This is a genomic window from Nonomuraea sp. NPDC049624 (assembly GCF_040675255.1).
In the GTDB taxonomy this organism is placed as follows: domain Bacteria; phylum Actinomycetota; class Actinomycetes; order Streptosporangiales; family Streptosporangiaceae; genus Nonomuraea.
Map to the genome: position 1 here is coordinate 296977 of NZ_JBFAOR010000010.1, position 15172 is coordinate 312148.

Annotated in this window: 15 protein-coding genes; 9 read left to right on the forward strand and 6 right to left on the reverse strand. The window is 73.1% G+C overall.

The window, feature by feature from the left end:
• Position 1: 1 nt before the first annotated feature.
• Genes AB0J76_RS37885 through AB0J76_RS37900 form a run of 4 tightly spaced genes read right to left on the reverse strand, consistent with a single transcriptional unit; the run spans position 2 to position 3823 of the window.
• Entirely contained in the window at positions 2-1021 is a 1020-nt protein-coding gene (locus tag AB0J76_RS37885; RefSeq protein WP_352322855.1) for an ABC transporter ATP-binding protein, read from the reverse strand.
• Entirely contained in the window at positions 1018-1842 is an 825-nt protein-coding gene (locus AB0J76_RS37890) for an ABC transporter permease subunit (protein WP_352322854.1), read from the reverse strand. The genes AB0J76_RS37885 and AB0J76_RS37890 overlap by 4 nt, the downstream gene beginning before the upstream one ends.
• Positions 1839-2741 carry an ABC transporter permease subunit gene (locus AB0J76_RS37895; RefSeq protein ID WP_352322853.1) on the reverse strand — a complete coding sequence of 301 codons (903 nt, stop codon included), beginning with the start codon at positions 2739-2741 and terminating at the stop codon, positions 1839-1841. The genes AB0J76_RS37890 and AB0J76_RS37895 overlap by 4 nt, the downstream gene beginning before the upstream one ends.
• The gene (locus AB0J76_RS37900) at positions 2738-3823 is read right to left on the reverse strand and encodes an extracellular solute-binding protein (protein ID WP_352322852.1); all 1086 of its coding nucleotides are present in this window, start codon (positions 3821-3823) and stop codon (positions 2738-2740) included. The genes AB0J76_RS37895 and AB0J76_RS37900 overlap by 4 nt, the downstream gene beginning before the upstream one ends.
• 230 nt (positions 3824-4053) lie before the next feature.
• On the opposite strand from AB0J76_RS37900, the gene AB0J76_RS37905 reads away from it, so the two are divergent.
• From AB0J76_RS37905 to AB0J76_RS37925, 5 genes are all read left to right on the forward strand, one after another.
• A complete protein-coding gene (locus AB0J76_RS37905) occupies positions 4054-5511 on the forward strand; it encodes an aldehyde dehydrogenase family protein (RefSeq protein WP_352322851.1) in 1458 nt (485 codons plus the stop codon).
• Positions 5496-6392 carry a CoA-transferase gene (locus AB0J76_RS37910; RefSeq protein WP_352322850.1) on the forward strand — a complete coding sequence of 299 codons (897 nt, stop codon included), beginning with the start codon at positions 5496-5498 and terminating at the stop codon, positions 6390-6392. The genes AB0J76_RS37905 and AB0J76_RS37910 overlap by 16 nt, the downstream gene beginning before the upstream one ends.
• Positions 6389-7168 carry a CoA-transferase gene (locus tag AB0J76_RS37915; RefSeq protein ID WP_352322849.1) on the forward strand — a complete coding sequence of 260 codons (780 nt, stop codon included), beginning with the start codon at positions 6389-6391 and terminating at the stop codon, positions 7166-7168. Before AB0J76_RS37910 ends, AB0J76_RS37915 begins: the two co-directional genes overlap by 4 nt.
• Complete coding sequence (locus tag AB0J76_RS37920; protein WP_352322848.1) at positions 7165-7983, forward strand: citrate/2-methylcitrate synthase; 819 nt, start codon at positions 7165-7167, stop codon at positions 7981-7983. Before AB0J76_RS37915 ends, AB0J76_RS37920 begins: the two co-directional genes overlap by 4 nt.
• A 121-nt stretch (positions 7984-8104) precedes the next feature.
• Complete coding sequence (locus AB0J76_RS37925) at positions 8105-9256, forward strand: pyridoxal phosphate-dependent aminotransferase (protein ID WP_352322847.1); 1152 nt, start codon at positions 8105-8107, stop codon at positions 9254-9256.
• 16 nt (positions 9257-9272) lie between these two features.
• On the opposite strand, the gene AB0J76_RS37930 is transcribed toward AB0J76_RS37925, so the two are convergent.
• Positions 9273-11018 (reverse strand): NmrA family NAD(P)-binding protein, encoded by a 1746-nt coding sequence (locus AB0J76_RS37930; RefSeq protein WP_352322846.1) that lies wholly within the window; start codon positions 11016-11018, stop codon positions 9273-9275.
• 81 nt (positions 11019-11099) lie between these two features.
• Between AB0J76_RS37930 and AB0J76_RS37935 the strand changes: the two genes are divergently transcribed.
• From AB0J76_RS37935 to AB0J76_RS37945, 3 genes are read left to right on the forward strand one after another with little or no spacing between them, the layout of a single operon-like run.
• The gene (locus AB0J76_RS37935; protein WP_352322845.1) at positions 11100-11726 is read left to right on the forward strand and encodes a helix-turn-helix domain-containing protein; all 627 of its coding nucleotides are present in this window, start codon (positions 11100-11102) and stop codon (positions 11724-11726) included.
• Between the two features lie 15 nt (positions 11727-11741).
• Positions 11742-12521 (forward strand): hypothetical protein, encoded by a 780-nt coding sequence (locus AB0J76_RS37940; protein ID WP_352322844.1) that lies wholly within the window; start codon positions 11742-11744, stop codon positions 12519-12521.
• A gap of 11 nt (positions 12522-12532) precedes the next feature.
• On the forward strand, positions 12533-13123 hold the full coding sequence (locus AB0J76_RS37945) for an MBL fold metallo-hydrolase (RefSeq protein ID WP_352322843.1): 591 nt from the start codon (positions 12533-12535) through the stop codon (positions 13121-13123).
• Here the strand turns inward: AB0J76_RS37945 and AB0J76_RS37950 are convergent.
• A complete protein-coding gene (locus AB0J76_RS37950) occupies positions 13033-13476 on the reverse strand; it encodes an NUDIX domain-containing protein (protein WP_352322842.1) in 444 nt (147 codons plus the stop codon). The two genes, AB0J76_RS37945 and AB0J76_RS37950, sit on opposite strands and share 91 nt — an antisense overlap.
• A gap of 113 nt (positions 13477-13589) precedes the next feature.
• Between AB0J76_RS37950 and AB0J76_RS37955 the strand changes: the two genes are divergently transcribed.
• On the forward strand, positions 13590-15167 hold the full coding sequence (locus AB0J76_RS37955; RefSeq protein ID WP_352322841.1) for an alkaline phosphatase family protein: 1578 nt from the start codon (positions 13590-13592) through the stop codon (positions 15165-15167).
• Positions 15168-15172 lie beyond the last annotated feature (5 nt).

Here is a 15172-nt window from a genome sequence, read left to right on the forward strand (position 1 = left end):
GTCAGGCGGGGAACACCTGGACGTGGTCGGCGGCGACCCGCAGGCGTACCTCGTCTCCTGGCGACAGGCCGGCGGCGGCCCTGGACGGCACGTCGGCGAAGATCACCGAGGGGCCCGCCTGGGCGTACACGCGGGTGGTGGCGCCCAGGAACACCGTCACGTCCACGACCGCCCGCGCGCCGGGGCCGTCCGCGGCCAGTTCGACGTCCTCGGGGCGGAACATGCACAGGACGCGCGGCGCGGGCGCCTCGACGTCGAACGCGCCGCCCGCGGTGACCCGGCCGCCGACCGCGTCGAGTTCGAGGGTGTTGCGGTTGCCGACGAAGCCGGCGGCGAAGCGGGTGGAGGGCGCGGTGTAGATCTCCGCGGGCGGCCCGCACTGCTCGATGTCGCCGGCGTTCATCACCGCGACCCGGTCGGAGATGGCCAGGGCCTCGGCCTGGTCGTGGGTGACGAAGACGGTGGTGATGCCGACCTGGTGCTGGATGCGGCGCACCTCGTCGCGCAGGCGGTGGCGTACCTGGGCGTCCAGGGCGGACAGGGGCTCGTCCAGCAGCAGCACCTCGGGACGGGGGGAGAGTGCGCGGGCCAGGGCGACGCGCTGCTGCTGGCCGCCGGAGAGCTGGTTCGGCAGGCGGTCGGCGAGGTGGTCGAGGCCGACGAGGTCGAGCATCTCGGCCACGCGGTCCCTGACCTCCCCCTTCGGCCGCTTCCTGACGGTCAGGGGGAAGGCGACGTTGCCGCCCACGGTGAGGTTCGGGAACAGCGCGTAGGACTGGAAGACCATGCCGATGGGCCGCCTGCGCACCGGCACGCCGGCCATGTCGGCGCCGCCGATCGTCAGCCGCCCGCCGTCGAACCCGGTCAGGCCCGCGATGCAGCGCAGCAGCGTGGTCTTGCCGCAGCCCGACGGGCCGAGCAGGGCCAGCAGCTCACCCTGCTCGACGCTGACGCTCACGCCGTTCAGCGCGGTGTGCCCGGCGTAGCGCTTGGTGATGCGGTCGAGGACGACGTGGCTCATGGAATGGTGCCCTTCTGGACCGGAGCGGTGGCCATGGACGCGCTCACCCGGCCGCGGCCGAGCCAGACGACCAGCGCGGACAGCGCGAACAGCAGGCCGAAGGTGAAGATGGTGACGACGGCCAGCGCGTTGGGGTCGCCGAGCGTCCGGGAGACGAACTGCCTGGCCGACCAGAGCGGCAGCGTCTCGTAGCTGACGCCGGTGAGGATCTTGGCGAGCGCGAACTCGTTCATGGCGGTCGCGATGACCAGCAGCGCGCCGGAGACGACGCCGCCGCGGATCGCCGGCAGGATCACGCCGACCAGCGTGCGGGCGGGCCCGGCGCCGCACGTGGCGGCGGCCTCGCTGAGCTGGACGGCCCCCGCCGCCAGCAGCGAGCTCTCCACCGCCCGGTACATGAACGGGAACGCGATCGCCGCGGTGGCCGCGGCCAGCAGCCAGAACGTGCCGAACAGCTCGGGCGCGACCGACTTGGTGACGAGCTGGATCCCCGCCCCGACGACCACCCACGGGACGGCGAACGGGATCACCGCGATGGTCTGCACGATCGACCCGATGCGCGGGTTGTGCACGACCGACCAGTACGCGGCCGGCACGACCAGCACGATCTCGATCACCACGACGACCGCCGAGAGCACGAGCGAGCGCCCGAGGGCGGCCATGACGTCCGGCTCGGCGAACACGCCGGCCCAGTGGGCCAGGGTGTAGCCGTCGGGCAGCGGCGTGTCGGTCCAGCGGGTGGCCACCGAGTACAGCAGGGCGGCCAGCAGCGGCAGCCCGAAGTAGACCGCCAGCAGGCCGAGGAAGACGCGCCTTCTCACAGCCACCTCGCAGCGCGCCTGAGCGAGAGCCGGTAGAGCAGGGTCGCCCCGATGGCCAGGATCATGAGCAGCACCGACAGCACGGCGGCCCGGCCGAGGCCGAACACCGAGGACTCCAGCGTGCTGCCGATCTGCAGGGTGATGAGCTTGGTCGCGCTGGGGGAGGAGCCGATGGCGTACGCGACGGCGTAGACGCCGATCGTCCAGGTGAAGACCAGCAGCCAGCCCGCGATCACGAACGGCGCGAGCACCGGCAGGCCGACGTACCGCCAGAACTGCCATCGGGTGGCGTGGCAGACCGCGGCGGCCTCCTGCCAGTCGTCCTTGAGCACGCTGAGCGCGGGCAGCGTGAGCAGCACGAACATCGGGACGTTGAAGTACAGGTAGACGACGTTCATGCCGTTGAAGGAGCCGAGCGAGGGGAACGGGTTGTCCTCGATCCCGAACAGGCCCTTGAGCACGAGCGTCAGCATGCCGGTCGAGCCGATCAGCGCGACGAAGCCGAAGGCCAGGCCGATGCCGGCGAAGTTGGAGGCGACGTTCATCAGCGACAGCCAGAAGGCCCGGCCGCCGAGGCGCATCCGGGTGATCAGCCAGGCGGCGGGCGCGCCGAGCGCGGTGGCCAGCGTGGCCTGGGTCAGGCCGAGCGCGAGCGAGCCGCCGATGGCCTGGCGGTCCACCGGGTTCCGCGCCACCTTGACGATGTGGTCGAAGCCGTAGCCGCCGCCCGGCAGGGCGAAGGTGTCGTGCAGCAGCCGCAGCGCCGGCAGCACCAGCGTGGCCAGCGTGAACAGCAGCAGCGGCAGGGCCGGGCCCCAGGCGGTGAACAGCCTGCCCGGGGACCGGCGGCGGGCGGCGGCCGGTGGAGCCGCCACGGACTCCGTGATGTGGGACGTCACGCGAGGACCTTCGCCTCCCAGTCGGCGACGATCTGCTCGGGATTGACCTTCGTGATCTCGATCTCCTTGACCGGCGCGTACGACTCCTCGGGCAGCCAGTTGGCCTTGGCCTCGGCCGGGAGCTGCAGGTCGCCGTTGAGCGCGCGGACGGGCCGGGCGCCGAACTTGGCGAACAGCGTCTGGGCCTCGTCGGAGAGCACGTAGTCGAGCAGGCCCTTGAGGAAGTCGCCCTTGGCCGTGTTGTACTTGTTGATCATCATTCCGGACGGCGACCAGACCGAGCCGTCGGAGGGGATGATCACCTCCACGTTGACGTTCTTGGCCTTCAGCGCCGCCTTCTGGGCCAGGCCGTTGAAGTCGTAGTTGATCTGGATGGGGGCCTCGCCCTTCTCCAGGGTCTCCTCGCTCATCTTGACGTCGCTGAGGTTGCCGGCGTCCTTGAGCTTCTTGAAGTAGGTGTAGGCGGGGGTCAGGTCGTCCACCGAGCCGCCGGCCGCGACCGCGGCGGCGACGACCATGGCCTGGCCGGTGCCGGAGGAGGCCGGGTTCTTGATGGCGATCTGGCCCTTGTACTCGGGCTTGAGCAGGTCCTGCCAGCTCTTGGGGGGGTTGCCCACCTTGTCGGTGTTGACGACGAACGCGGGCGCGCCCACGAACGTGGCGACCCAGCCGCCCTTGCCCTTCTGCCAGTCCTTCAGCTTGCCCGCCGACGGCGGCAGGTACGCCGGCACCACGCCCTTGGCCTCGGCCACCGGCCCCCACATGAGGCCGATGTCGCTGGCCGTGCCGATCGGGTTGTCCTTCTCGGCGTCGAACTTGACGATCTCCTCCGAGGAGGACATGTCGGTGTCCTTGTGGGCGCAGGTGGCCTGGTACTTGGCGCAGAACGTCTTGACGACCTCGCCGTAGTTGGCCCAGTCGGGGGCCAGGCCGTAGGTCGGCAGGTCCTTGCCCTGGGCGGCGATCTTGCCGGTGTCCGGGGCGGCCGACCAGTCGTATTCACCGGCGCCGGCCGAACTGCCGCACGCGGTGAGGGCGAAAAGGGATGAGGCGGCAATTACCGCCCATGTGCGATGCTTCATATGGACCCTCGGTTAATTCCGGGTGAATTCGACAAGTGCCGTGAGCAGGTCTTTTCCCCGGCATGTCTAGTGCAGCGGACCGGTCCGGCCAATGCGTGATTTGCCTATCGCCGCTATAGGCGGAGCCATATAACGGCTGCCTATCGGGGGCATCGGTCTAATCCCCCTTGTCCGGAACATCCCAGGCCGTGAGGCTTTGCCGTATCAGAAGTTGACCGGAAAGGAACCCGATGGCGACGATCCCGAGTCGCTACCTGCTCAACCACATCGGCGGCGAATGGCGTGCCCCCGAGAGCGGGCAGACCCGGCCGAACATCAACCCCGGCGACCTCTCCGACCACATCGGGGACTTCGCCGAGTCCGGTGGCGCGGACGTCGAGCTGGCCGTGGAGGCCGCCGCGGCGGCGATGCCGGCGTGGAAGGGACTCGGGCCGATCAAGCGCGCCGAGTACCTGCGCGCCGCCGAGCGCCTGATCGAGGAGCGGGCCGAGGACTTCGCCCAGGCGATCACGCGCGAGCAGGGCAAGCTCATCAAGGAGGCGCGCGGCGAGGTCAGGCGGGCCCTGGCCATCCTCGACTTCACCGCGGGCGAGGGGCGCAGGCTGAAGGGCGAGACCCTGCCCGCCGAGGAGCCGCGCACGTTCTCCTACACCTTCCGCGCGCCCATCGGCGTGGTGGGCCTGGTGACGCCGTGGAACTTCCCGCTCGCCATCCCCATGTGGAAGGTCGCCCCCGCGCTGCTGGCCGGGTGCGGGGCGGTGCTCAAGCCGTCGCCGTTCACGCCGCTGACCTCGGCGCTGCTGGTGGAGGCGTTCGTGGACGCGGGCGTCCCGGCCGGGGTGCTCAACCTCGTGCAGGGTGACATCGCGGCGGGCGAGGCGCTGGTGACGCACCCCCGCGTGGCCGGGATCAGCTTCACCGGCTCGCTGCCCGTGGGGCTGGCCATCCACCAGGCCGGCGCGCCGCGGCTGCTGCGCACCCAGCTCGAACTGGGCGGCAAGAACGCGGTCCTGGTGCTCGCGGACGCCGACCTGGACAAGGCGGTAAAGGCCACCGTGTTCGGCGCGTTCGGGCAGTCGGGGCAGCGGTGCAGCGCCACCTCCCGGGTGATCGTCGACCGGGCCGTCAAGGAGGAGTTCCTGTCGCGGCTGGTCGCCGAGGTGGCCCGGCTCAAGGTGGGGCCGGGCCTGTCGGAGGAGGCCACGATCGGCCCGGTGGTGAACGAGACCCGCATGCGCGCCTGCCTGGACGCGGTCAAGGCCGCGCAGGAGGCCGGCGCCAAGGTCGCCGTCGGCGGCGAGCGGCACACCGAGGGCGTGCCCGACGGCTGCTACGTGCAGCCGACCGTGCTGCGCGACGTGCCCTGGGACAGCGAGATCGCCCAGGAGGAGATCTTCGGCCCGGTGTTGTCCGTGGTGGACTGCGACGGCTTCGACGACGCCATGCGCATCTCCAACTCGGTCAGGTACGGCATGAGCGGCACGATCTTCACCCAGGACCCGGCGACCATCTTCGAGGCCCTGGACCGCTTCGAGGCGGGCATGCTGCACGTCAACCGGCCCGGCGTCGGCGCGTACGCGCACCTGCCGCACATGGGCGCCAAGCTGTCGCAGTTCGGCCCGCCCGAGTGCTCGCCGCAGGTCTGGGACTTCTACACCGAGTGGCGGTCGGCGTGCATAAGTTACTGACGGCCGCCGAGGCCGTCGCCCGGCACGTCCCCGCCGGGGCCGTCGTCGGGATGGGCGGCCAGAACATCAACCGCTGCCCGATGGCGCTGGTGCACGAGGTGATCAGGCAGGGGATCGGCGGGCTGACCGTGGTCGGCTGCAACCTGTCGCTGCCGCTCGACATGCTGGTGGCCGCGGGCCTGGTGGTCCGCACCGAGCAGGGCACCGGCAACCTGGAACGTTACGGCACGCTGTTCGCCTGGCGCCGGGCCGTCGAGCGCGGCGAGGTCGGCGTCGGCGACCACTCGCACCTGGCGATGGCCACCCGCTTCGCCGCGGGGGCCGTCGGGGTGCCCTTCCTGCCGACGCGCAGCCTGCTCGGCACCGACCTGCTGGCCGACCTGGTCGCGGACGGGGTGGCGGTGGAGTCGGCCGATCCCTGGACCGGCCGGCCGGTCGTGCTGCTGCGGGCGATGACGCCGGACGTGGCGATCATCCACGCGAACCGCGCCGACCTGGCCGGGAACGTCGTGATCGAGGGGGTCACCTCCCACGAGGTGGACATGGTCAGGGCCGCCCGCGCCACGATCGTGTCGGCGGAGGAGGTGCTGCCCGCCGGGGCGTTCGCCGACCGGCCCGAGCGGGTCACCATCCCGGAGGCGTACGTGACGGCGGTCGTCCACCAGCCCTTCGGCGCCTTCCCGACCTCCGTCTACCGCGCGTACGACTTCGCCGAGCCGGAGATCAAGGAGTACCAGGCGCTGGGCCGGGCCGGGGACGCCGAGCTGCGCGAGTGGATCGGGGCCAACCTGGGCGCGTCCTTTGACGACCACCTCAGGGCCCGCGACCCGGCGGGCACGCTCAGGGCCGCGCTGACCGAGCAGATGGGGAGGCTGGTGTGAGCGCGCAGTGGACCGCCCTGCCGCGGGAACTGCTGGTCGTCGAGGGCGCCCGGCAGATCCGCGACGGCGACCTGGTGATCGTCGGCACCGGCCTGCCGCTGCTGGCCGCCACGCTCGCCCAGCGCACCCACGCGCCGCAGGCCAAGCTCGTCATCGAGTCGGGGGTGATGTTCCCGAAGGTCGTGCCGACGCCGGTGTCCGTGGTCGACCCGCGGCTGATGCGCGGCGCCGCGCGGCACGGGTCGCTGTTCGAGGCGCTGGGCGGGCTGGTGCAGCGCGGGCTGGTCCGTACGGGCTTCCTCGGCGGGGCCCAGGTGGACGAGTACGCCAACATCAACTCCACCTGGGTTCCGAGACCGGACGGCTCGCGGGTGCGGCTGCCCGGCAGCGGCGGCGCCAACGACATCGCCAGCCACTGCCGGCAGGTGGTGATCCTGACCGACCACGAGAAGCGGCGCTTCCCCGCCCGCTGCGACTACGTCACCAGCCCGGGGTTCCTGGGCGGGCCGGGGGAGCGGGCCAAGGCCGGGCTCGGGCCGTTGCGCGTCAAGGTCGTCACCGACCTGTGCGTGATGGAGGCCGAGGACTCGGCGCTGACCGTGACGGCGCTCATGCCGGGGGCGAGCGTCACGGACGTACTCAACAACACCGGCTTTACCCCGAAATTTCGGGATTCGTTGGAAATTGTGATGCCGCCGGACCCCGAGGACCTCCGCCTGCTGCGCGAGGAGATCGACCCGGCGTGCGTGTACTTCCCTGAAAGGAAAGCCCGTTGACCGACAAGAAGCCGTTCGCCTGGGAGACGGCGATCGCCTGGAAGAACAAGGACCGGATCGTCGTGCGCGGGTACGATGTGAACGAGCTGACCGGCAACATCTCCTTCGCCGAGCACTTCCACCTGGTGCTGCGCGGCGAGCTGCCGACCCCCGAGGTGGGCCGGATGACCGAGGCGATCCTGGTGAACATGGCCGAGCACGCCATGTCGCCCTCCTCGGCCACCGTGCGCTTCGCCACCTCCGGCGGAGCCGAGCTGAACGCGGCCGTCGCGGCGGGCGTCGCCGGCATCGGCCGGCTGCACGGCACCGCCGACCGGCCCGCCGAGATGTTCCTCTCGGTCGGTGAGCGGGCCGAGCGCGACGGGCTGAGCGACGAGGAGGCCGCCGCCAAGGTCGTCGCCGAGATGCGCGAACGCCGCGAGCGCATGCCCGGGTTCCACCACGCCCAGCACATCCGCGACCCGCGTACCGCCCGCCTGCTGGAGCTGTCGGACGAGCTGGGCGTCACCGGCCGGTACGTCCGCATCGCCCGCGCGATGGAGGAGGCCACCGAAGGCGTCTTCGGCCGCCGGATCTGGCTCAACGGCCCCGGCTCGATGGGCTGTGTCGGCCTCGACATGGGCTACGAGCCGCTGCAGCTCAAGGCCATGTTCATCGTGTGCAGGTCGTTGTCGCTGTGCGCGCACTCGATCGAGGAGATGACCAGGGAGAAGGGCTGGCGGGCCTCCGCCAACTCCGACATGGTCCAGCCGCTGGACCTGTCGATGCAGGGGCCGGACCACTACGACGGCCCGGCCGACCGCACGCTGGCCTGACCCGGCCCGGCCTGACCGCCGACGGCGCCTCCGCGCCGCCCCTTGACACCCGCGTCCCCACTGGAGGAGCGTGGATGCCCCAAGGTGTTCCATATACGGAACGAAGCTCGGAGGTGCGGTCATGCGGCCCAATTCCCGGTTCGCGCAGGTGCAGCCGTTCGACATCGACAAGGTGGCCGCGGCCGCCGGGGCGGACGCCGACGTCCTGCGCCTGGAGAACCTCGACACCGACGTCCCGCCCCCGCCGTCCGCCGTGGCCGCGACCAGGCGGTCACTGGAGGAGGGGACGGGCAACAGCTGGCTGCCGTTCACCGGGCTGCCGGTGTTGTGCCAGGCGGTCGCCGCCGAGCTGCGGGCGCGTACCGGGCTCGACTACGACCCTCTGCGGCAGGTGTGCATCACCTCCGGCGGGACGTCGGCGGTGATGCCCGTGCTGCTGGCCACGACCGAGCCGGGCGAGCCCGTGCTGCTCACCGACCCCACCTACGCCGGCCTGCTGCAGCGGGTGCGGCTGTCGGGTGCGCGTCCGCACCTGGTGCCGCTGCTGGTGCAGGACGGGCGCTGGCGGCTGGACCGCGAGGCGCTCGCCCGGGTGCCCGCCGCGGCGGCGCTGCTGCTGATGAGCCCGTCCATGCCGTCGGGCGTGGTCTTCGACCGGGAGGACTGGCAGGCGGTCGCGCGGGTGTGCGAGCGTACGGGCGCGTACCTGATCTATGACGCCGCCATGGAGCGCATCGTCTTCGACGGACACCCGCGGATCAACCCCTGCCAGGTGGACGGCCTGGCCGAGCGCACGATCATCATCGGGTCGATGTCCAAGGAGTACCGGATGATCGGCTGGCGGATCGGCTGGGTCGCCGGCCCCGCCGACATCATGTCCCGGATCATGGTCGCGACCATCTACAACACCACCGTGGCCAGCGGATACCACCAGTACGGCGCCGCCGCCGCGCTCACCGACCCGGCGGGCGCGGGGGTGGCGGAGGCGGCGGCCGAGTACCAGGCCCGCCACGACACCGTGCTCGCCCAGCTCGACGGGCTGCCGGTGGTCCGGGCGGGCGGCGGCTGGTCCGTCCTGGTGGACGCCGGGGCCATGGGGCTGACCGCGGAGGACCTGTCGGCCCGGCTGCTGGACCGCGGACGCGTGGCGGCCACCCCCATGACGGCCTGGGGGGAGAGCGTGGCCCCCCGGTACGTCCGGCTCGTCTACAGCGCCGAGCCGGTCGGCCGCCTGTCGGAGCTGCGGTCCCGCTTCGAGGCGGCGCTGTCCTGACTCGGGACGGCGGCGGTCAGCGGGCCAGCCGCTCGCGCAGGAAGGACTCGAACGTGCGCAGGCCGGGGTGGCGGGCGCGGAGCGCGGCCATGTCGGCCTGGTAGCCGCTCTCCAGGAACCACTCGTACATGCGCTCCCCGCCGGGCGCGGTCTGCTCGAACCGGGTGGGCGTGCCGGTGACCCGCTGGTAGACCTCGGCGATCTCGGCGCCGGTGAGCTCGTCGCTGGCGATCTCCAGCGCCCGGCCCGCGTACTCCGCCGGACGCTCGAACGCCTCCGCCGCGAAGTGGGCGATGTCGTCGGGCGCGACGAGCTGCATGCGCCGGAACGGCAGCGCGATGACCCGCTCGTCCCCGGCGGGCTCGGCGTAGTACAGCAGGTTCGTCATGAAGAACGCCGGGCGCAGCACCGTCGCCCGCAGGCCCAGCCCGGCGACGTGCCGCTCGATCTCCCATTTGCCGGCGAAGTGCTCTATGCCGGTGTCGCGTTCGGCGCCGCCGACCGAGCTGTAGACCAGGTGCGCCAGGCCCAGCCCGGCGGCCACGTCGGCGACCGCGACGCCCTGGCGCACCTCGCGGGCCAGTTCCTCCCTCGTCACGGCCAGGGCCTGCACGCTGAACACGCCGTGCACGCCGGTCATGGCCGCCCGGAGCGAGGCGGGGTCGTCCAGGTCGCCCTTGGCCAGGGTGGCGCCGAGCGCTGCCAGGGCCTGGGCGGCGTCCGAGGCGGGGTCCCTGACCAGGGCGCGGACCGCCCAGCCGCGGGCCAGCAGGGTCCGGGCCACCGCGCCGCCCTGGTTGCCGGTGGCGCCGGTGACCAGGATCGTCCTGGCCCGCGCGGGCAGCAGCAGGGTCTTCCCGGTGACCGCGCGGGCCTCGACGGCGGCGTGCGCCTCGGCCGCCGACTCCAGGGGGAGCACGTTGCCGACCGTGGCACGCAGGCGGCCGGCGGCGGCCAGGTCGAGGGCCTCGCGGGCCAGCTCGCGCGGGTCGGCCGCGGGCCAGGCGACGGCGGTCACGCGCGGGCCGGGGGTGGTCATCGGGCCGCCGGCCATGCCGTACGCGCTGAAGCGGCCGCCGTCCTTCAGCAGATCCTGCGCCTGGGCGCCGATCTCGCCGCCCACGCCGTCGAAGACGACGTCCAGGCCGCCGGTCGCGGCGCGCACCTCGTCGGCCCAGCCGGGGGCGGTGTAGTCGACCGTCAGCTCGGCGCCGAGGCGTGCGGCCAGGTCGCGCTTGGCGGCGCTGCCGGCCGCGCCGACCACGCGCGCGCCCGCGGCGCGGGCGAGCTGCACCAGCAGGCTGCCCACCCCGCCGCCGGCCGCCTCCACCAGCACCCACTCGCCGGGCTGCGGCGCGGCGGCGCGGACGAGCCCCACGGCGGTGCGCCCGTCGGCCAGCAACGCCACGGCCTCGCGCGGCGACAGCCCGGCGGGCACCGGGATCAGGTCCTCGGCGGCGGCCACCGCCAGCTCGGCGTAACCGCCGTAGCCGCCGAGCGTGGTGACGACCAGGGAGCCCGTCAGCGCCGCGTCCACGCCCTCGCCCACCGAAAGGACGGTGCCCGCCACCCCGTTGCCCAGGACCGCGGGCAGCTCGGCCGCGCGCGGCCCCCGTCCTGCGCGCACCTGCGTCTCCACGAACGTGACGCCCGCGACCGCCACCTCGACCAGCACCTGACCCGGCCCCGGAACGGGGTCGGGCACCTCCTCCGCCACCAGCGCCCCCGGACCGCCGACCTCCCGCAGAACCACCGCACGCATGACATTCCTCCTTTATCGGAGCGCTTCGCTCCGAAAGGAACCGTATATCGGAGCGCAACGCTCCGCAATATCCTGTACGGCATGGCAGGACGCGGCAGGCAGGCCGAGGCGGCGCGGAACGATCTGCGGCTGCTCCAGGCGGCCCACGAGGTGTTCACGACCCAGGGGTTCGACGCGCCGGTCTCGGCCATCGCCAGGCAGGCCGGCGTCGGCATGGGCAGCCTCTACCGGCGCTACCGCACCAAGGAGGAGCTGCTGCAGCGGCTCTGCCTGATCGCCATGGAACGCGTGGTCGACAACCTGGAGTCGGCCCTGGCCGAGCCCGACCCGTGGACCGGGCTGGAGGCGTACGTGCGCGCCTGCGTCGCCGGCCGCTCCGGCGCGCTGGCCCCGGTGGCGGGCACGATCGAGGTCACCGACGAGATGTGGCGCACCTCCCGCCGGGCCACCGAGCTGGCCGGCACCCTCGTCGCCAGGGCCCGCGAGGCCGGGGCGCTGCGGCCCGACGTCACCACGCTCGACGTCTCGCTGCTCATCGAGCAGTTCAGCAGGCCCGCCCCCGGCCCGCCGAGCGAGGAGCACCAGCGGGTCAAGGAACGCCTGCTGGCCATCGCGCTCGACGGCCTGCGCGCCCCCGGCGCGACCCCGCTGCCCGGCGAGCCACCCAGCGCGGAGTGGTACGAAGGGCGCTGGCGGACCGCCCCGTAGGTCTACGGTGGGACGGTGGCCTTCAATGACCTGCTGAAAGACCTCCAAGACAGCGCCGGAGCACAGGCCGCGGGCATCAGGCGCGGCTACGGCGGCCCGCCCGCCCGGACGATGAGCGTGCGCTCCGGCCCCGCCCGGTTGCGCTGCGCCTCGCTGCTCAAGCCGCTCTACGCCTGGGTGGCCGCCGCCCACATCGACGACGCCGACCGCTGGCGCCGCCACGCCGAGCCCGCCGTGGTCGTCTCCTCCAACGCCGACACGCTCAGCCTCTGGCTGTCCATCGGCCCCCGCGTGCTGCTGGACGACCTCTACCGGCGCACCGGCGTACGGTGGGCCCAGCCGGGCGGCGACCCGTCGCGCTTCGGCTCGGTGGAGGTCTCGGCCGAGGAGGTCGCCGCCGCCTACGCCGTGTTCGCGCAGGCCGCGGCGGCGGGCGACCCGGTGGCGGCCACCGTCCTGGCGTGGATGCGGCAGGTGGCGGGCGAGCAGACGTTCGGCGCCCGCGAGGCGCTCGGCTCGCCCGAGGCCGGCGTCAAGTGCGGCTGGTACGGCGCCCCCGACGAGACCTGCCTGCGCACCCACGCCGTCGCCGTCCTGCCGCGCGGCGGCACCCGGGCCACCGTGGTCGTGGCGATGACCGCGCTGCCCTACACCGGCGAGCGCGACCGCGAGTCCTACCACGCCCGCATCGCGCAGGGCCTGCCGGTCGAGTCCGTGCACGAGGGCCTGGCCGGCCCGCTGCTGCGCGGCCTGATGTCCACCACGCTGGCCGAGCTGGGGCATCAGCCCCGCTAGAGTCGGGGATCATGCGGATCACGGTGCTGGGCGGGTGCGGGGCGTGGTCGGCGGCGGGTCAGGCGTGCAACGGTTACCTCGTCGAGCACGACGGGTTCCGCGTGCTCGTCGATCCCGGCTACGCCACGCTGCCGCGGCTGCTCGAAACCACGCCGGCCGAGCGGGTCGACGCCGTCCTGGTCAGCCACGGCCATCCCGACCACTGCTCCGACCTCAACCCGCTGCTGGCCGCGCTGCCCGTGCACGCGCCGCCCGGCGCGCTCGACGCCGTGCTCGCGCTCGACCGGCGCGGCATGCTGGCCGGCAGCTTCGAGCTGCACGACCTGGAGCCGGGCACGCCGCGCGAGCTCGGCCCCTTCCGGCTCGACGCCTTCTCACTGCCGCACCACGTGCCCAACGCCGGGCTGCGGCTGAGCGCGGGCGGCCGGGTGATCGCCTACACCGGCGACACCGGCCCGTCCGCCGTAGCGGCGGGTTCGGCGGCGGGTCGGCGGCGGGGTCGGCGGTGGGGTCAGCGGCGCGCGGCGGCGCGCAGGGCGGCCACCACGGCGGCCAGCTCCGGCGGCTCGACGCCGTCCGGCAGCTCCTCGGCCCAGGTGTGACCGCGGTAGACGCCGAGCTCCTCCTCGGTGAGCGCGGCGGGGGTCACCGGCGGGCGCGCCTGGTCGAAGGTGGCCAGGAAGAACGGCTCGGTCTTCACGTAGCGCACGCCCAGCCAGGAGAAGTCGCGCTCGACGTCCACCCGGTGCTCGCCGACGGCCGAGCCGGGCAGCCCGGTCTCCTCGGTCAGCTCCCGCCGGGCGGCCTCCAGCGGCGTCTCGCCCGGGTCGAGGCCGCCGCCCGGCGGTTCCCAGACGTCCGCGCCGCTGACCGGGTCGTACCAGTGCATGAGCAGGACGCGCCCGTCGCGGTCGAGGCAGACGACGCGGGCGGCGGGACGTTGGCTGCTGCCCATTTGGGCCCCCTTTTCCCTCTATGGCGTCCATCGGAAAGACGCTATTCACGCACCCGCCCGACGCTGGAGATCCTGCAGCCGGATCACCCCAGCACTCAGCGAGGAGTACGTCCATGCAACGATGGCGCATCCTGCCCGCTCTCGTGGCCGCGGCCGTGTCGGTCCCCGCGCCGGCGGCCCTGGCGAACCAGGCGGCCGATCCCGCACCCGCTCCCGAGGGCAAGGTGCTCAACGGCGCGACCGCCCTGGCCGCGCCCGTGCCCGTGCCCGACGTCCCGAACGGCATCAGCAGCGACAAGGTCCTGGTCATCGGCCTCGACGGGTTACGCCACGACCGCATCGCCCCCGCCGACGCCCCCAACCTCGACGCCCTGATCAGCGGCGGCACGTTCGGCACGAGCCTGCTCTACACCAGCCCGATGGCCGCCACCTCCAGCGGCCCCGGCTGGTCCACGATCGCCACCGGCGTCTGGCCCGACCTGCACGGTGTCAAGGACAACACCTTCGCCGGCAAGCACTACGACCGCTACCCCGACTTCCTGACCCGGCTGGAGAACACCGGCGCCGGCCACTCCACCTACGCGGCCCTCGACTGGAAGCCGCTCGCCGACCAGGGCACGTTCGGCCCCCGGATCGACGCCAGGGTGGTCCTGGACGGCGACGCCGACGGCTACCCGGCCGAGGACGAACGCCTCACCCAGGTCAGCGAGACCGTCCTGCGCACGAAGAACCCGGACGCCGCCTTCGTCTACCTGGGCGCGATCGACATCGCCGGGCACAACAGCGGCGCAGGCTCGGCCGCCTACCTGGCCGCGATCCACGACGCCGACACCCGGATCGGCCGGCTGCTGGCCGCGGTCAGGGCCAGGCCGACGTACGCGGCCGAGCGCTGGACGGTGATCGTGGCCACCGACCACGGGCACACCGACGCGGGCGGGCACGGCGGGTCCTCGATCGAGGAGCGCCGCACGTTCGTCCTGGCCTCCGGGCCGGGCCTGGCCGCCGGGGCGCGGCCGGCCGACACGCGCCTGGTGGACGTGACGGCCGCGGTCTTCACCGGGCTGGGCCTGGCCGTGCCGGACGGGATCGACGGGCGGCGCGTCGACACCAGGACCGGCGACCCGTTCGAGGGCGTCGCGCTGTCCGGCAGGACCGACGAGACCGGCGTCCCGGCCGGCGTGCTCGGCTACTCGCACACGCCGCCCGCGGGCTGGTCGGTGGACGCGTCCAGGATGCCGTCGGGGGGCGTCCAGGAGTGGCGCGGCTGGGCGTTCACCACGGACGAGTTCTGGTCGCGGACGGCCCGTGACCAGCAGCGGGAGCTGAACGTCCGGGCCAGGGGCACCTTCGCGGTGGCCGACTCCGACGAATGGGACGACAAGTCGCACGGGACCGGCCCGTTCGACTCGACGCTCGTCTCGCCCGCCTACACCGTGACCGGCCGGGCGTCCGTCACGCTCGCCTACGCCACCCACTACCGCGTGGACGGCGCGCAGAAGGCGCAGGTGCTCGTGTCGTTCGACGGCGGCGCGGACACGCTGGTCAAGAACTACACGGCCGACGCGATCGCCAGGAACGAGTCGCTGAAGGTGACCGTGCCGGCCGGGGCGAGGTCGATGAGGGTCAAGTTCCACTACTTCGACGCGACCAACAACTGGTACTGGGCGGTGGACGACCTGCGCGTCTCCTGACCGCG